The sequence below is a fragment of the Parahaemophilus parainfluenzae genome, assembly GCF_001053575.1.
In the GTDB taxonomy this organism is placed as follows: Bacteria; Pseudomonadota; Gammaproteobacteria; order Enterobacterales; family Pasteurellaceae; genus Haemophilus_D; species Haemophilus_D parainfluenzae_S.
The window spans coordinates 126,544-143,169 of the sequence record NZ_JVSL01000037.1; the positions used below are offsets into that span (position 1 = coordinate 126,544).

A 16,626-nucleotide genomic window follows, 5' to 3' on the forward strand; every position below is an offset into this window, starting at 1 on the left:
TTTTTGACAGGTTTTATTAAAGTTATCCACAGGAGATTTTTTTGGATAATGGATAAAGAAAAAGCGATAACTCAAATTATTGCTTTATTATGACTAAAGTGCATTGATAAATTGTGGTAGCCAATCTTCCGCAAATTGTTCTTGATCATCAACATGCAAGACATCGATTTTTAAACTGTCGCAAATTTTGACCGCACTTTTTTCACTTAATTGTGTTTCAACTTTATTCACGGCATGACAGAATGTATCGTAATCTGAATTGCCTAAGCCTACAACGGTAAAGCGGAGAGAAGATAAATCTTTATCTGATGCCGCAATTTGTTCAAAGAGTGGTTTCAAATTATCAGGCAATTCACCTGCACCATGTGTTGAAGTGACAATCAACCAAATATTTTCATCAATCACATCATCAAGTTCTGGTCCGTGGAAAAGTGCGGTAGAAAAATTTTGTGTTTTTAACACCTCTTCTAAATGCTCTGCCACATATTCAGCGCCGCCTAATGTGCTGCCTGAAATCACGCAAATATTCATATTGTTTCCTAATAAGAAAAAAGGCTTAGATTTTCTAAGCCTTTATAGTCATTATACGTTGTCGAATTTACCCAACAATGAACGAATATGTTCTTGCCAGTTGCGGTGTTCATTTTTAAGTTGCTCGTTTTCATGTTGCAACGCTTCTACCGCTTGTTGAGATTGATTTTTTTGTTCTTTTAATTCTTCTACTTCAAGTTGAAGTAATTGAATGGTTTCTACTGCTTGTCTAATTTTTTCTTCAAGCTGATCTAAAATTTCTAAAGACATAGTGATTTCCTTTTTTAAAATAAGTCCGAAACGGCTTTATTCTACCGACTTAATCCTATTTTTAAAAGCCTCTTGTCAAAATTTATTATGCAAACGTTTGCTTAGTGATAAAATAACGAGACTTTTTGCATTGGGAGAGAAAAATGAATCGTGCATTAGCTATTGAATTTTCAAGAGTAACCGAAGCGGCAGCATTAGCAGCTTATACTTGGCTTGGTCGTGGTAATAAAAATGCGGCAGATGAGGCAGCAGTCAAAGCCATGCGTTATATGCTGAATTTAATCCATATGGACGGTGAAATAGTGATTGGTGAAGGGGAAATTGACGAAGCACCAATGCTTTATATTGGCGAAAAAGTGGGATCAGGTAATGGTGAACTTGTTTCTATTGCGGTTGATCCGATTGATGGCACACGAATGACAGCAATGGGCCAATCAAATGCGATTTCTGTGTTGGCAGCTGGTGGTAAACGTACCTTCTTAAAAGCGCCAGATATGTATATGGAAAAATTAGTCGTGGGTCCTGAAGTAAAAGGCATGATTGATTTAAGTTTACCGATTGAACAAAACCTTCGCCGTGTGGCTTCTCGTTTAGGTAAATCTTTATCAGATTTAACCGTGATGGTGCTCGCTAAACCACGTCATGATGAAGTGATTAAACAAATGCATAATCTTGGTATTCGCGTGATGGCTATTCCGGATGGTGATGTGGCTGCTTCGGTTTTATGCTGTTTACCGGATGCTGAAGTCGATATGGTTTATGGCATTGGCGGTGCACCTGAAGGTGTGGCTGCCGCTGCCGCAATTCGTGCATTAGGTGGAGATATGCAAGCTCGTCTTATTCCGCGCAATGAAGTGAAAGGCGATACGGAAGAAAATCGTAAAATTTCCGCTGAAGAAGTTCAACGTTGTGAAGCATTAGGCGTGAAGGTCAATGAAATCTTAAAATTAGAAGATTTAGTACGTGATGATAACCTTGTTTTTGCTGCAACGGGAATTACGCACGGTGAATTACTTAAAGGGATTTCTCGTCGTGGTAACTTGGCCACCACAGAAACTTTATTAATCCGTGGTAAATCACGCACTATTCGTAAAATCCAATCCATCCATTATCTTGATAGAAAAGATTCTGAAATCTATGAGATTTTAAGAAATTAGCGAAAATAAAAGAGCGGTCATAAAAAACAATTAATTTTTTGACCGCTCTTTTTTATTTCTTACAACATTTTCTTCAATTGATACAAATAGGCTAAGGCTTGTTTTGGACTTAACTCATCGGGATCAAGCTGCTCAATGGCTTCGCGTAAAGCATCAGGCTCCGCTTCAAAAGCCAATTCACCTTGATGTTGATTTAACGCTCTTAAATGTTGAATTTGTTGATCACCATTTTGTGCTGACAGTTTTTCTAACTGATGCAATTTTTGCTTCGCCAGTTTAATGACAGATTGAGGTACACCAGCCAGCGCTGCAACAGCAAGACCATAACTTTTACTTGCTGCACCGTCTTGAACCGCGTGCATAAAGGCGATGGTATTGTTATGTTCTAACGCATCTAAATGAATATTGGCAATGCCTTCAATTTGTTCTGGCAGTGCGGTGAGTTCAAAATAATGGGTCGCAAATAACGTAAGTGAACGAGTTTTCTTCGCTAACCATTCAGCACAAGCCCAAGCTAAAGAAAGCCCATCATAAGTAGAAGTGCCTCGTCCTATTTCATCAATCAGAACTAAACTTTGTGAAGTGGCTTGATGAAGAATATTCGCCATTTCTGTCATTTCCACCATAAATGTAGAACGACCGGATGCTAAATCATCAGAGGCACCAATTCGAGTAAAAATACGATCAATTTGCCCAATAACCGCGCTATCAGCCGGTACAAAACTGCCTATATAAGCCATCAACGTAATTAAAGCTGTTTGACGCATATAGGTACTTTTACCGCCCATATTGGGGCCAGTAATAATCAATAAATGACGTTGCTGATTGAGATTCACAGGGTTAGCAATAAAGGGGTCTTTTAAGACTTGTTCCACGACAGGATGGCGACCATTTTCAATTTTTACGCCAATTTCATCGCTAAATTGTGGTGCTACATAATTTAAGGTTTCGGCTCGTTCTGCGAGGTTAACTAACACATCCAATTCAGACAATGCTAAGCTCGCTAACTGTAATTGACCTAAATGTGGCAACAATAGATCAAATAATTCATCATAAAGTTGCTTTTCTAAAGCAAGCGCCGCCCCTTTTGATTTTAAAACCTTATCTTCATATTCTTTTAATTCAGGAATAATGTAGCGTTCGGCATTTTTTAAAGTTTGACGACGAACATAATGAATCGGTGCTTTATGAGCTTGCCCTTGGCTAATTTGAATGTAATAACCATGCACCGCATTAAAGCCAATTTTTAAGGTATCAATACCTGTACTTTCCCGTTCGCGTTGTTCTAAATTTTCTAAATATTGTGTTGCACCAGCTGAAAGGGTTCGCCATTCATCTAATTCGGCATTATAGCCTTCAGCAATAACGCCACCATCGCGAATTAATAATGGAGGAGTTTCAATAATTGCTTTTTGAAGTAGCTCGATTTGCGCGGAAAAATCATCGATTTGCGCGGAAAGTGCGGTCAAATTTGATGATGTTTTTGTATGAATCAGCGATTTTATCGGTTCAATTTGTTCTAATGCAGTACGTAAACGTGTGAGATCGCGAGGACGTGCAGAACGCAGTGCTACACGGGCAAGAATACGTTCCATATCGCCTACTTGTTGCAAATAAGGCTGCAATTCGTGATATAAGTCTTGCTCAATAATTTCACCAATCGTTTTTTGGCGTTTTAATAGAATGTCTGTTTGACGGATAGGTTGATGAATCCAACGTTTTAATAAACGGCTACCCATTGGTGTAACACATTTATCTAATACCGAAGCCAGCGTGTTTTCTGTGCCACCCGCAAGGTTTTGAGTGAGTTCTAAATTTCGGCGTGTTGCAGCATCTAATTGAATATTATCGTTATTTTGAATGACACTGATGCTTTGAATGTGTGGCAGAGAAGCACGTTGTGTTTCTTTTGCATATTGCAATAAACAGCCTGCTGCTGCCAAGCCAAGAGGTGATTTTTCTACACCAAATGCACGTAAATCTTTCGTACCAAATTGACGGTTAAGTTCTGAAATCGCCGTACTAAGTTCAAATTCCCAAATAGGACGACGGCGTAATCCTTTATAAGGTTCGATAATGGCCATTTCGGCAAAATCTTCACAATAAAGTAATTCTACGGGATTAATGCGCTGTAATTCAGCTTGCAAGGCTTCTTTTGAATGAGGTTCACAAAGCTGGAAGCGTCCAGATGTCATGTCTAATGTGGCTAGACCAAATTTTTCTTTTTCCTGATAAACCGCTACAATTAAGTTGTCTTGGCGTTCTAGTAAAAGGGCTTCATCACTCACTGTACCTGGTGTCACAATTCGCACAATTTTTCGCTCAACCGGTCCTTTTGATGTGGCGGGATCACCCACTTGCTCACAAATGGCTACAGGTTCACCTAATTGTACTAATTTTGCTAAATAGCCTTCTACCGCATGATAAGGCACGCCCGCCATGGGAATGGGATTACCTGCTGATTGTCCACGTTTAGTTAAAGAAATATCTAACAACGCTGCCGCTTTTTTTGCATCATCATAAAAAAGCTCATAAAAATCCCCCATTCGATAAAATAACAAAATGTCAGGATTTTCTGCTTTTAACTTGAGATATTGCTGCATCATCGGCGTATGCTGCTCGAAATTATCTTGTAAATTCATGATGTTATCCAGTTTAGGTATTTAACTTTTTGTCTAGCAAGTAGTGGTTTTACGATAGAAGTAATGTATTATTTTGAGCTGATTTTAATTTTCTACATCCACACTCAGTACTTCATCTTCTGTTTTTAACAGTGTATAGACATCTTTTAGCATTTCATTATCAATATTGTAGCATCGGACTTGCAAGCGAACCTCGCCGCTAGCTTGGTCTTTTACTGAGATATTTTCAATGCGGTAATCATGTTTTAACAATAAATCTGTCACTTTACTGATGCCGTTAGCGGAGCTCAGTTGAATGGCTAAACGAGTACGTTTTTTATAGGTTTTGCGACGAACATAACGTTGTACAATCGGACTGATACGGATAGCGATTAAAATCATTAAAGTGGCAATAATCGCATCAAAAATAAAGCCAGCACCTGTTGCCACACCGATAGCCGCCGCAGCCCAGATAATTGCTGCAGTGGTTAAACCTGAAATCGCATCATTTTTCTTGTGCAAAATAACCCCTGCACCTAAGAAACCAATGCCACTGATTACCTGTGCAGCAAGTCGCATAGGGTCAGTTCGAATGTTATCTGAAACTTGCGCATAATGCTCTGCAGCTTGAATGGATACAATTGTCAGTACACAAGTTGTCACCGCAATAATGGCGCAGGTTTTTACCCCAACCGGTTTGTGTTTAAGTTCACGTTCTAAGCCAATAATCCCGCCAAGTACAAGTGCAAGTAGCATTTTCCCTAGGATAAGTAAATAAGCCGTCTGTTCAAGAGCGGTCGAAAAAAGAGAAGAATTTTCCATGTTAATAATGAATATGAGTAAATAAAAAACGGGCGTTATTCTACCTGAAAAAAGGACTTTAATGGGCAAATTTACAATCAATTTACCTTTAATTTATCGCCTTTCTGCTTGAAATTGAGTAAAATCTAAAGTTTTGAAAGATGATGATAGCTGAGAATAAATTTATGCAAAAATCAACGCCGAATATTGGCTTTGTAAGTTTAGGTTGTCCTAAAAATTTAGTGGATTCCGAACGTATTCTGACTGAATTACGTACTGACGGATATAACATTGTGCCAAGTTATGAAAATGTGGACTTGGTTATTGTGAATACTTGCGGCTTTATTGATAGTGCTGTGCAGGAATCCCTAGAAGCCATTGGAGAGGCGCTGGAAGAAAATGGACGTGTTATTGTGACTGGCTGTTTAGGGGCGAAAGAAGATCAAATTCGTCAAGTTCACCCGAAAGTATTGGAAGTGAGCGGTCCACATAGTTATGAAACAGTAATGGCACAAGTACACAAGTACGTTCCTAAACCAGAGCATAATCCTTACACCAGCCTTGTACCAAAACAAGGGGTGAAATTAACACCAAAACACTACGCTTATTTGAAAATCTCAGAAGGCTGTGATCACCGTTGTACATTCTGTATAATCCCTTCATTACGTGGGGATTTAGAAAGCCGTTCTATTACGCAAGTATTGGATGAAGCAAAACGTCTTGCTGATGCGGGCGTAAAAGAGTTATTGGTTGTTTCACAAGATACTTCTGCTTATGCGATGGATACACAACGCAAAGAAGGTGGCGTGAAAACCGCTTTCTGGAATGGTATGCCAATTAAAAATGACTTAATGACCTTGTGTAAACAGCTTGGTAAATTAGGCATTTGGGTGCGTTTGCATTATGTTTATCCTTATCCGCATGTGGATGATTTAATTCCATTAATGGCGGAAGGTTTATTGTTGCCTTATTTGGATATTCCATTGCAACATGCGAGTCCAAAAATTTTAAAAGCGATGAAAAGACCAGGAAAAATTGACCGCACTTTAGAGCGTATCAAACAATGGCGTGAGATTTGTCCAAATTTAACCTTGCGTTCAACTTTCATCGTAGGTTTCCCAGGTGAAACAGAAGAAGACTTCCAAATGTTATTGGATTTCTTAAAAGAAGCACAACTTGATCGCGTGGGCTGTTTCAAATTTAGCCCAGTAGAAGGCGCACCTGCAACTGAAATGGCTGACCAAGTGCCTGAAGATGTAAAAGAAGAACGTTTCCACCGCTTTATGCAGTTACAACAAGAAATTTCGGCTGAACGATTAAAACAAAAAATTGGCCAAACGCTTGATGTAATTGTGGATGAAATTGATGACGAAGGTATTATCGGCCGTACAAAAGCCGATGCACCCGAAGTTGATGGCTTAGTTTATATTGGAAATCTAAGTGGCGTGCCTGTGAAAGTAGGCGAATTTATTAAAGTAACCATTACTCATTCAGATGAATATGATCTGTGGGGAACCTGTTAATTATTAATTTTATTTATTTTTTACCAAAGGAATTTAGAAATGGCAGAAGCACAAAAACAACCAAGTGTTATCCGTTTTGAACAAGAAGTTGCGGCAAAAAATTATGAAGCAGCTTGCGTAGAATTGCTCGATATTTTAAGCAAAATTGATACTAATTTTGGTGGTATTGAAGGCATTGAAATTGATTATCCTAGCCAATTAAATGATGAATTAGTACAAGATAAAATTAAGCATTTTTGTACCCGTGTAGCGGTAGCAATGAGCGAGCTATTTTCTGATCCTAAATTAGATATTTCTGAAGGTGGGGCGCAACGTTTCTTTACCTTACAACGTTGGATTAACATGATTTTCGCATCATCGCCATTTGTAAATGCGGATCATGTTTTACAAGCTTATAACCGCAATCCAGATAAAACCAATTTATCTGATTTTCATTTAGATAATACGAGATCATCATTAATTAAATTCTGTATTTTCTATCTGCCAGAATCTAATGTGAATGTTAATCTTGATGCTTTATGGAATTTAGACCCTGAATTATGTGCATCCCTTTGTTTTGCATTGCAATCACCTCGTTTTATCGGTACCGATCAAGCGTTCTCTAAGCGTGGTACGCTTTTACAATGGTTCCCTGAAAAATTAGCGACGATTAAAAACTTAAATAATGTGCCGAGTGCAATTTCACACGATGTATATATGCATTGCAGCTACGATATTGCTGAAAATAAACATTGGGTGAAAAAAGCATTAAACCAAGTTATTCGCCGTCATTTATTGCAAGGTGGATGGACAGATCGCGATGTCACTAAATTAGGTGAACGTGATGGCAAACCTGTCATGGTCGTATTATTGGAGCATTTCCATTCATCCCATTCAATTTATCGTACACATTCCACTTCAATGATTGCTGCACGTGAGCGTTTTCATTTAATTGGTGTGGGTAATGAAGCTGTAGATGCAGCAGGCCAAGCGGTGTTTGATGAATTCCATTTATTAAAAGGCGATAATATTTTTAGTAAATTGAATGAATTAAAAGAGATTTGTGAAAAAAATGGTGCAGCTGTTCTTTATATGCCAAGTATTGGGATGGATTTAACCACCATTTTTGCAAGTAATACGCGTCTTGCACCGGTTCAAGTGATTGCTTTAGGCCATCCAGCGACGACGCATTCTGATTTTATTGAATATGTGATCGTAGAAGATGATTATGTGGGGTCTGAAAAATGCTTCAGTGAGCAATTATTGCGTTTACCAAAAGATGCCTTACCTTATGTGCCTTCAGCGCTTGCACCGCAACACGTAGAATATCGCTTACGTGAAAATCCTGAAGTGGTGAATATTGGTATTGCTTCTACCACAATGAAGCTTAACCCATATTTCTTAGCAGCATTAAAGGCTATTCGTGATCGTGCGAATGTTAAAGTGCATTTCCACTTTGCTTTAGGTCAATCCAGTGGTGTGACCCATCCTTATGTTGAGCGTTTTATTAAATCTTATTTAGGCAATGATGCGACAGCTCATCCACATGCGCCTTATGATCAATATCTTCGTATTTTGCATAACTGCGATATGATGGTAAACCCATTCCCATTCGGTAACACGAATGGCATTATTGATATGGTGACATTAGGTTTAGTGGGTGTATGCAAAACCGGTGCAGAAGTTCATGAACATATTGATGAAGGTTTATTCAAACGTTTAGGTTTACCGGAATGGTTAATTGCAAATACGGTAGATGAATATGTTGAACGTGCAATTCGTTTAGCAGAAAATCATCAAGAACGTTTAGCACTTCGTCGTCATATCATTGAAAATAACGGCTTACAAACCTTATTTACAGGCGATCCAAGCCCAATGGGTAAAGTGTTACTTGAAAAATTTGAGGAATGGAAAGCAGCAAATTTAGCTGAAAAGCCAAAGAAAAAAGCGACTAAATCCGCAACGACAAAAGAGAAGACTACAAAGTCTACCACGACAAAGAAAAGTGCGGTCAAATCTGAAGGTAAATCTGAGCCGAAAAAAACGGTAAAGAAAACCACGAAAAAAGCAGATAAATAATCAATAAATCCCCGAAAGGGGATTTTTTATTGAGAAAAATTAAACAAAGTCTCATTTTTTTTAAAAAAACTTGATTTTGTAGCATAAAGCCTGTAATTAATAGACCCATTCAACACAACATAAAATAAGGAAAAACTCATGAAAAACGTCGGTTTTATCGGTTGGCGCGGAATGGTCGGTTCCGTATTAATGGATCGTATGGTGCAAGAGCAAGATTTTGCCAATATTAATCCAGTTTTCTTCACCACTTCTCAAGCAGGTCAAAAAGCCCCTGTATTTGCAGGCAAAGAGGCAGGTGAGCTTAAAAATGCATTCGACATTGAAGAACTTAAAAAATTAGACATTATCGTGACCTGTCAAGGTGGCGACTATACCAATGAAGTTTATCCAAAATTAAAAGCAACAGGTTGGAATGGTTATTGGGTTGATGCTGCTTCAGCGCTACGTATGAAAGATGATGCAATTATTGTGCTTGATCCAGTAAACCAACACGTGATTTCTGAAGGCTTGAAAAAAGGCATTAAAACTTTCGTAGGTGGTAACTGTACCGTAAGCTTAATGTTGATGGCTATCGGTGGTTTATTTGAAAAAGATTTAGTGGAATGGGTATCTGTCGCAACTTACCAAGCGGCTTCAGGTGCGGGCGCAAAAAATATGCGTGAATTGATTTCACAAATGGGCTTATTAGAACAAGCAGTTTCAAGTGAATTAAAAGACCCTGCTTCGTCAATTTTAGATATTGAACGTAAAGTGACAGCAGAAATGCGTTCTGATAGCTTCCCAACGGATAACTTCGGTGCAGCATTAGGTGGTAGCTTAATCCCTTGGATTGACAAACTTCTTCCTGAAACTGGACAAACTAAAGAAGAATGGAAAGGTTATGCAGAAACCAACAAAATCTTAGGTTTAAGTGACAACCCAATTCCTGTTGATGGTTTATGCGTACGTATCGGTGCATTACGTTGTCATAGCCAAGCGTTCACCATCAAACTGAAAAAAGACTTACCGTTAGAAGAAATCGAACAAATTTTAGCGTCTCACAATGAATGGGTGAAAGTAATTCCAAACGACAAAGAAACCACATTACGTGAATTAACCCCAGCTAAAGTAACAGGTACATTAAGCGTACCAGTTGGTCGTTTACGTAAATTGGCAATGGGTCCAGAATACTTAGCGGCATTCACTGTAGGTGACCAATTATTATGGGGTGCTGCAGAGCCAGTTCGCCGTATCTTAAAACAATTGGTGGCATAAGTTTACTTTCACGACAAAGGGCGTATTCACTACGCCCTTTTCATTGGAAAATTATGATCAGAGAACCTCATTTTCATCAATTTGCTCTTGCAGAGTTATTGCCTTTTTTTGAGCAATTTCCGACGCAATATCTTTCTGGCGAACGAAATATCAAATTGGCTTATCGTCATTTGGTTCAGCCTGAAAGTGCGGTCAAAAAATTGATGATTTTGGTGAATGGTCGAGCAGAAAATATGCTCAAATGGACTGAGCTGGCTTATGATTTTTACCAACAAGGTTATGATGTTTTGCTTTTTGATCATCGAGGACAAGGCTATTCACAGCGGATTATTCCTCAAAAAGGGCATTTAGATGAGTTTCGTTTTTATACCGATGATATGGCAAAAATCATTGAAAAAACGACCGCACTTTATGCTTATCAAGCCCAATATATTCTCGCCCACTCCCTCGGCGCTTTGATTTCCACTTATTATCTGGCTAATTACGATCATCAGATTAAAAAGGCCGTGCTTTCTTCGCCTTTCTTTGGTGTTCCCATGAAACATCCATTACGAGATGAACTCATCATTGCAACGATGATGGCATTTGGTCAAGGTCATCGTTATGTTTTTGGTAAAGGACATTACAAACCGGCAGATTTAAACCTTAATGAACTTAGCCATTCTAAAACGCGAATGAAATGGATGAACCGAGTTAATCGAAAACGCGCTGCTATTCACTTAGGCGGCCCGACTTTCCGCTGGGTACATTTATGTTTAAATGCAATCAAAGCACTCCCTAAAATCATCCCAAGAGTGGAAACACCAGTGCTTATCCTACAAGCGGAAAAGGAAAAGATTGTAGATAACAAAAATCTTGAAAAATTGACCGCACTTTTTCCACATGCCGAATCTATGCTTGTACCTCAAGCAAAACATGAAATCCTTTTTGAAAAGGATAACGTGAGAAAAACCGTGTTTGAACGCGTGAATCAATTTCTTCATTCTTAAAGTTGTTTTTTAATCTGCATCAAGTTTTCATCAAATTTTATTAAAAACATCGCTTAAATCTTTACTCGTACTAAATAAGTGGTATCTTTATAACCGCTTATTTAATCGATTGCGTCACGATCGTTATCCGTGATGAATTATTTTTTGTTCATTTATCTAGGAGTTATCCTATGGAAAGTAAAATTCCAGCAGTAGAAGTCAAACTTGGCTTTAAATGGCAGGGGCTGCTGATAGCCGTCATCGTTGGTTTAGGGATTTGGTTAATCCCGACACCAGAAGGTTTATCCGCTAAAGCATGGGGAATGCTAGCGCTGTTTGTGGCAACCATTGTGGCTATTATCGCGAAAGCCATGCCTATGGGTGCTGCAACGCTAGTTGCCTTGGTGATCAGCGGATTAACTGGGCTTACACCAATTTCGCCAAAACAAGGTGATGTTGGTATGTTATCCGGCTTTGCAAACGGCACAATTTGGTTGATTGCTATTGCTATGTTTTTATCTCGAGCGGTGATTAAAACCGGTTTAGGTAAACGTATCGCGCTGTACTTCGTTGGTCGTTTTGGTAAAAAAATGATGGGCGTGGCTTATGGTATGGCGTTGGCTGATGTTGTTATCGGTCCAGGGATTCCTTCGGCTTCTGCGCGTGGCGGCGGTATTATGTACCCAATTATGCAATCTATTGCTGATGCGTATGAGTCCAAACCAGGTCCAACCGCTCGTCGTGCAGGTGCATTCTTAGCGATTGCTGTCTCTCAAATCGATACGATTATTTGTACCATGTTCTTAACCGCTATGGCGGGTAACCCGTTAATTGCAGAACTTGCGAAAAGCCAAGGTGTAGAAATCACTTGGATGACATGGTTCTTAGGGGCAATCGTGCCGGGTGTTGTGAGCTTAATCGTCTTACCTTATTTCGTGTATTTAATTTATCCGCCAGAATTAAAAGATACACCTAAAATGGCAGAAATGGCACGTGAAGAATTAAAAAGCATGGGCCCAATGAGTAAAGCAGAATGGATTCTTGCTCTAGACTTTATCCTTCTTTTATTCCTTTGGACGGTGGGTGATTTAGTCTTCCATATCCCTGCAACAATTTCAGCGTTTATCGGTTTAGTGATTTTATTATTAACCAATATTATGAGCTGGAAAAATATCGTGGCAGAAACCACTGCTTGGGATACGATGTTCTGGTTTGCGGTATTGGTAATGATGGCAAATGCACTTAATAAATACGGTGCAATCACTTGGATTTCCACCCACATTTCTTCATCTGTGGGCGGTTTCAGCTGGCCAGTTGCCTTTACTATTTTAGTGCTGGTGTATTTCTATACCCGCTATTTCTTTGCTTCAGCCATGGCGCATATTTCCGCAATGTATCTCGCTTTCGTGGCAGCGGCTATCGCAGTGGGTACACCACCAATCATTGCTGCAATTGGTTTAGGTTACACCTCAACATTATCCATGAGTTTAACGCAATACGCTGGTGGTCCTGGCCCAGCATTATACGGTTCAGGTTATAACTCAACCGGTCAATGGTGGGGCGTGAGCTTTATTGTTTCCATCCTCTCATTAGTGATTTGGTTCGGTGTGGGTGGATTATGGATGAAACTACTTGGCTGGTGGTAATCCTTATTAATTCATAAAAATCCCTAAAAAACGACCGCACTTTGATTTGTATCTCAAAAGTGCGGTTGTTTTTATCTGTATTTTGAATTAATCATCCCAGTCATCATCCCAATCACGATGTCTTCTGTGGTGATGATGTCTTTTATGTTTTTTATGATGGCGATATTCTCTGTCATCGTAGTCTCCGCCTTTGTTCACTTGACTACCGATTACACCACCTAATGCTGCGCCGCCGAGTGTTGTGGCAATATCTCCACCTAATAAACCACCGGCTACGCCGCCGATTGCTGCACCTGTTGCAGTATGACGTTGTTGTCTGTCCATTTCACAAGCGGTTAAGCTTCCTGCTAATGCAACAATCACTAACCCTTTCATCAATTTAGATTTCATAAATCTACTCCTCTATTTTTGTCGGGATTGCTTGCCTAAGCACTTATGCAATCCGGCGTGTAAAAGCATTCCTTTTACGATTGCTTTGACTATGTGGAAAATTAGTTAGTTCAAATGGCTTATTCAATTGGTTTAAGAATGAGCAATTTTTGGTATGATTGTTGAGAGGTTTAATTAGTGATTCAGTCAGATGTTGTAAAATCTATTTTAACTAATTGAAGTTAGGGATTAATAATGTTTGGTATTTTCTTTAAAGATAAAGGCGTGTCTATTAATAATGAAAATGGAATGCATGTTTTGGCCTCGATCTCTTTGGGTGAATATGTAGAAGAATTGCATATTCCAATAGACTACTGGGGCATTGAAGAATATAAAAAGAGCTGGGCTACATCCATAGCTGATGGGATAGAAAAAAAGAAACATTCAGTACTTATTACATCTATGCATAAGCCAGAATCTTTAAATTTTATTTCTGCATGGATTATTTATTATGATGGGGAAAATTCTTATGTTCAAAATAAGATAATATTTGTAGATGATTTCCCAGAATTTGATGCGTCTAAAATCAATGAATATGTAAATGAACGAGAGGTCTTAAATGAAGATGGTTTTAAGATATCTGAATGGATAGTAAAAACAAAAGATATAATTGACTTTTACAATGATATTATTAACTTGGCAAGATAGAATGTATGAATCCTTGATTCATGCGACGAAGGATAGCAAAAATAATGGAGAATAAGTAATGATGAATATATTTGCTATTCTTAAAAAGGCTTTTTTTTCTTCAATTATTATGACAGTGTTACTTTCTATAATGATGTATTTAAGAGGATATCCTGCAGAAATTTCATTTGTTATAAAGTATATATTCCATTTTTTCTTCTTTTCTATGATATTAGTTATATCTTTTGGAAACTATCTAAAAAAAGAAGAAAAAAACATTGCTAATAAAATAAAGAAAAAAAGGGGAAGAAATGGGAATTAATGATGCTTTTTTTAGGCATCTCTTAGAAGAAAGGCTTCGTCTTGAAAGTAATGGTCTTCCCACTTATCAAGAGGGCTTAGGGATGAATTTTATTATTAGGTGCAATGGTAATGCCAATGAGGTAATGAGATTAGCAAGAGATGTGTTATTAAAGGTCAATTATCAATATGATTTATATACTAAGTCTAAATGGGACGATGTAGAAGCTTGGAAAAAAATATTACCAATAAAATTTATTAATGGTTTTAAAAAAGTTAAAAGCCGTTTTGATATTTTTGGTTTTTTTTGTAGAAAAAGAGAGGACGATTGGACTTTTGATAACTGGATATTTCTTATGGATCCTATAGATAGAAGCTGGTTTTGGTGGGGAGCAACTATTTTAGATGAAGACCACTTTTTATTTGCAACTAAAGTTCTAGATGATCCATTTTTATCGGGAACATTAAGATGGTTATTTATAGGATGTGGTGCTATTGAGGTTATAGAAGAGGGGGATTTTTAGTAAGGTGGAGTATGTGAATAATTTATTATTGGCACTCCCAGATAGGCGTGTCTCCTGACGCGTGCTTGTATCTATCTAAAAAACTATACATCTGAAGAAGTTATTGAAGTATTGATAATTTAAGTGCGGTCAATTTTCAAAGAGTTTTAAAACCCCTCAAAAACTGACCGCACTTTTTTGTATTTTTGATGCTTCTTTTGTCGAAATATTGCCCTCTCATAGCAATCCCGCCTACAACACCATTCCCATATCTGCTTGTCCTATTGAGAAAACTGGTTAGTCCAACTCGCTTGTTTAATTGCTCTAATAATCAGTATGTTTATGATTTTTGATATAAAATTATCAAATAAAAATAATTTTCTATAAATTTGATAAAATTTTATTGATTTGTGACTTTGATCACAGTATTGCAGAAAAAAATTCAGTACTATGCTTGCAACTCGATGATAGATGTTTTTAGTAGCGGGTTAATAATCATGGACTTTAAACCTAACATAATAGGAGATTTATTATGGCATACTATCCAGCAGAACCGTTCCGTATTAAAAGTGTTGAACCTGTTTCAATCTTACCAAAAGCAGAACGTGAAAAAGCAATGAAAGCGGCAGGCTTCAATACCTTCTTACTTGATTCAAAAGATGTTTATATCGACCTTTTAACCGATAGTGGTACAAATGCAATGAGTGACCGTCAATGGGCCGGTATTATGATGGGTGATGAAGCTTATGCAGGTAGCCGCAACTTCTATCATTTACAAGAAACGGTTCAAGACTTATTTGGTTTCAAACATATTGTGCCAACTCACCAAGGTCGTGGTGCTGAAAATATTCTTTCTCGTATCGCGATTAAACCGGGTCAATACGTACCAGGTAATATGTATTTCACCACTACACGTTTCCACCAAGAAGCCAATGGCGGTATTTTCTACGATATTATTCGTGATGAAGCGCATGATGCGACATTAGATGTGCCATTTAAAGGCGATATTGATGTTAAAAAATTAGAAAAATTAATTAACGAAAAAGGCGCTGAAAATATTGCTTATGTGTGCTTGGCGGTAACAGTAAACTTAGCTGGTGGTCAACCGGTTTCTATCGCAAACATGAAAGCTGTTCGTGAATTAACCGCAAAACACGGCATTAAAGTGTTCTACGATGCAACTCGTTGTATTGAAAATGCTTATTTCATTAAAGAACAAGAACCAGGCTATCAAGATCGTTCAATCAAATCTATCGTTCAAGAAATGTTCAGCTATGCAGATGGTTGTACAATGAGTGGTAAAAAAGACTGCTTAACCAATATCGGTGGTTTCTTATGTATGAATGATGAAGAATTGTTCATGAAAGCGAAAGAATTGGTTGTTGTGTTCGAAGGTATGCCGTCTTACGGTGGTATGGCTGGTCGTGATATGGAAGCGATGGCGATCGGTTTGAAAGAAGCAACTCAGGAAGAGTACATTGAACACCGTGTTAAACAAGTACGTTACCTCGGTGAAAAATTAAAAGCAGCGGGTGTACCGATTGTAGAACCAATTGGTGGTCATGCGGTGTTCTTAGATGCACGTCGTTTCTGTCCACATTTGAAACAAGAAGAAGACTTCCCAGCACAAGCATTAGCGGCAGCAATCTATGTTGAATGCGGTGTGCGTACAATGGAACGTGGTATTATTTCAGCTGGTCGTGATATCAAAACTGGCGAAAACCATCATCCAAAACTTGAAACTGTACGTATTACTATTCCGCGTCGTGTTTACACCTATGCACACATGGATTTAGTTGCTGATGGTATTATCCACTTATTCAAACATAAAGAGGATATTAAAGGGCTTCGTTTCGTGTATGAACCAAAACAATTACGTTTCTTCACTGCACGTTTTGAACAAAAATAGGCCTACCGCCCTTACCTCAGTAACGGGGT

15 protein-coding genes are annotated in these 16,626 nt (G+C 38.2%); 10 read left to right on the plus strand and 5 right to left on the minus strand.

Annotated elements, in window-relative coordinates; genetic code table 11:
* Positions 1 to 93: 93 nt before the first annotated feature.
* Positions 94 to 531 (minus strand): FMN-binding protein MioC, encoded by a 438-nt coding sequence (mioC, locus tag AC979_RS08145; RefSeq protein WP_049373781.1) that lies wholly within the window; start codon positions 529 to 531, stop codon positions 94 to 96.
* Between the two features lie 51 nt (positions 532 to 582).
* Complete coding sequence (locus AC979_RS08150) at positions 583 to 801, minus strand: cell division protein ZapB (RefSeq protein ID WP_049370030.1); 219 nt, start codon at positions 799 to 801, stop codon at positions 583 to 585.
* A gap of 143 nt (positions 802 to 944) precedes the next feature.
* Between AC979_RS08150 and glpX the strand changes: the two genes are divergently transcribed.
* Complete coding sequence (glpX, locus tag AC979_RS08155; protein WP_049373782.1) at positions 945 to 1,958, plus strand: class II fructose-bisphosphatase; 1,014 nt, start codon at positions 945 to 947, stop codon at positions 1,956 to 1,958.
* 59 nt (positions 1,959 to 2,017) lie between these two features.
* On the opposite strand, the gene mutS is transcribed toward glpX, so the two are convergent.
* A complete protein-coding gene (gene mutS, locus AC979_RS08160) occupies positions 2,018 to 4,600 on the minus strand; it encodes a DNA mismatch repair protein MutS (RefSeq protein WP_049373783.1) in 2,583 nt (860 codons plus the stop codon).
* Positions 4,601 to 4,684: 84 nt separating this feature from the next.
* Positions 4,685 to 5,401: an MgtC/SapB family protein gene (locus tag AC979_RS08165; protein WP_049364256.1), complete on the minus strand. Its 717-nt coding sequence runs from the start codon at positions 5,399 to 5,401 to the stop codon at positions 4,685 to 4,687.
* Positions 5,402 to 5,565: 164 nt separating this feature from the next.
* Between AC979_RS08165 and rimO the strand changes: the two genes are divergently transcribed.
* From rimO to AC979_RS08190, 5 genes are all read left to right on the plus strand, one after another.
* Positions 5,566 to 6,903: a 30S ribosomal protein S12 methylthiotransferase RimO gene (rimO, locus tag AC979_RS08170; protein ID WP_049373784.1), complete on the plus strand. Its 1,338-nt coding sequence runs from the start codon at positions 5,566 to 5,568 to the stop codon at positions 6,901 to 6,903.
* Positions 6,904 to 6,942: 39 nt separating this feature from the next.
* Positions 6,943 to 8,961, plus strand: coding sequence for a UDP-glucose:protein N-beta-glucosyltransferase (locus AC979_RS08175; protein ID WP_049373785.1), 2,019 nt, complete (start codon positions 6,943 to 6,945; stop codon positions 8,959 to 8,961).
* A 138-nt stretch (positions 8,962 to 9,099) separates the two neighbouring features.
* A complete protein-coding gene (gene asd, locus AC979_RS08180) occupies positions 9,100 to 10,215 on the plus strand; it encodes an aspartate-semialdehyde dehydrogenase (protein WP_049373786.1) in 1,116 nt (371 codons plus the stop codon).
* Between the two features lie 53 nt (positions 10,216 to 10,268).
* Positions 10,269 to 11,204 carry an alpha/beta fold hydrolase gene (locus AC979_RS08185; RefSeq protein ID WP_049373787.1) on the plus strand — a complete coding sequence of 312 codons (936 nt, stop codon included), beginning with the start codon at positions 10,269 to 10,271 and terminating at the stop codon, positions 11,202 to 11,204.
* A 170-nt stretch (positions 11,205 to 11,374) separates the two neighbouring features.
* Complete coding sequence (locus tag AC979_RS08190) at positions 11,375 to 12,829, plus strand: DASS family sodium-coupled anion symporter (RefSeq protein ID WP_049373788.1); 1,455 nt, start codon at positions 11,375 to 11,377, stop codon at positions 12,827 to 12,829.
* Positions 12,830 to 12,916: 87 nt separating this feature from the next.
* Here the strand turns inward: AC979_RS08190 and AC979_RS08195 are convergent, their stop codons facing one another.
* Entirely contained in the window at positions 12,917 to 13,219 is a 303-nt protein-coding gene (locus tag AC979_RS08195) for a hypothetical protein (protein WP_049373789.1), read from the minus strand.
* A 234-nt stretch (positions 13,220 to 13,453) separates the two neighbouring features.
* Between AC979_RS08195 and AC979_RS08200 the strand changes: the two genes are divergently transcribed.
* The 4 genes from AC979_RS08200 to AC979_RS08215 all read left to right on the plus strand — a co-directional run bounded on the left by AC979_RS08200 (position 13,454) and on the right by AC979_RS08215 (position 16,597).
* On the plus strand, positions 13,454 to 13,906 hold the full coding sequence (locus AC979_RS08200; protein ID WP_049370039.1) for a hypothetical protein: 453 nt from the start codon (positions 13,454 to 13,456) through the stop codon (positions 13,904 to 13,906).
* Between the two features lie 58 nt (positions 13,907 to 13,964).
* Positions 13,965 to 14,207: a hypothetical protein gene (locus tag AC979_RS08205; protein WP_049370040.1), complete on the plus strand. Its 243-nt coding sequence runs from the start codon at positions 13,965 to 13,967 to the stop codon at positions 14,205 to 14,207.
* The gene (locus tag AC979_RS08210) at positions 14,197 to 14,709 is read left to right on the plus strand and encodes a hypothetical protein (RefSeq protein WP_049370041.1); all 513 of its coding nucleotides are present in this window, start codon (positions 14,197 to 14,199) and stop codon (positions 14,707 to 14,709) included. Before AC979_RS08205 ends, AC979_RS08210 begins: the two co-directional genes overlap by 11 nt.
* A gap of 511 nt (positions 14,710 to 15,220) precedes the next feature.
* On the plus strand, positions 15,221 to 16,597 hold the full coding sequence (locus tag AC979_RS08215; RefSeq protein WP_049365086.1) for a tyrosine phenol-lyase: 1,377 nt from the start codon (positions 15,221 to 15,223) through the stop codon (positions 16,595 to 16,597).
* The last annotated feature ends 29 nt before the right edge of the window (positions 16,598 to 16,626 follow it).

Bases quoted from the DNA above. Each gene is read 5' to 3' on its own strand.
- mioC (WP_049373781.1), bottom strand. From the start codon at position 531: ATGAATATTTGCGTGATTTCAGGCAGCACATTAGGCGGCGCTGAATAT.
- AC979_RS08150 (WP_049370030.1), bottom strand. From the start codon at position 801: ATGTCTTTAGAAATTTTAGATCAGCTTGAAGAAAAAATTAGACAAGCA.
- glpX (WP_049373782.1), top strand. From the start codon at position 945: ATGAATCGTGCATTAGCTATTGAATTTTCAAGAGTAACCGAAGCGGCA.
- mutS (WP_049373783.1), bottom strand. From the start codon at position 4,600: ATGAATTTACAAGATAATTTCGAGCAGCATACGCCGATGATGCAGCAA.
- AC979_RS08165 (WP_049364256.1), bottom strand. From the start codon at position 5,401: ATGGAAAATTCTTCTCTTTTTTCGACCGCTCTTGAACAGACGGCTTAT.
- rimO (WP_049373784.1), top strand. From the start codon at position 5,566: ATGCAAAAATCAACGCCGAATATTGGCTTTGTAAGTTTAGGTTGTCCT.
- AC979_RS08175 (WP_049373785.1), top strand. From the start codon at position 6,943: ATGGCAGAAGCACAAAAACAACCAAGTGTTATCCGTTTTGAACAAGAA.
- asd (WP_049373786.1), top strand. From the start codon at position 9,100: ATGAAAAACGTCGGTTTTATCGGTTGGCGCGGAATGGTCGGTTCCGTA.
- AC979_RS08185 (WP_049373787.1), top strand. From the start codon at position 10,269: ATGATCAGAGAACCTCATTTTCATCAATTTGCTCTTGCAGAGTTATTG.
- AC979_RS08190 (WP_049373788.1), top strand. From the start codon at position 11,375: ATGGAAAGTAAAATTCCAGCAGTAGAAGTCAAACTTGGCTTTAAATGG.
- AC979_RS08195 (WP_049373789.1), bottom strand. From the start codon at position 13,219: ATGAAATCTAAATTGATGAAAGGGTTAGTGATTGTTGCATTAGCAGGA.
- AC979_RS08200 (WP_049370039.1), top strand. From the start codon at position 13,454: ATGTTTGGTATTTTCTTTAAAGATAAAGGCGTGTCTATTAATAATGAA.
- AC979_RS08205 (WP_049370040.1), top strand. From the start codon at position 13,965: ATGATGAATATATTTGCTATTCTTAAAAAGGCTTTTTTTTCTTCAATT.
- AC979_RS08210 (WP_049370041.1), top strand. From the start codon at position 14,197: ATGGGAATTAATGATGCTTTTTTTAGGCATCTCTTAGAAGAAAGGCTT.
- AC979_RS08215 (WP_049365086.1), top strand. From the start codon at position 15,221: ATGGCATACTATCCAGCAGAACCGTTCCGTATTAAAAGTGTTGAACCT.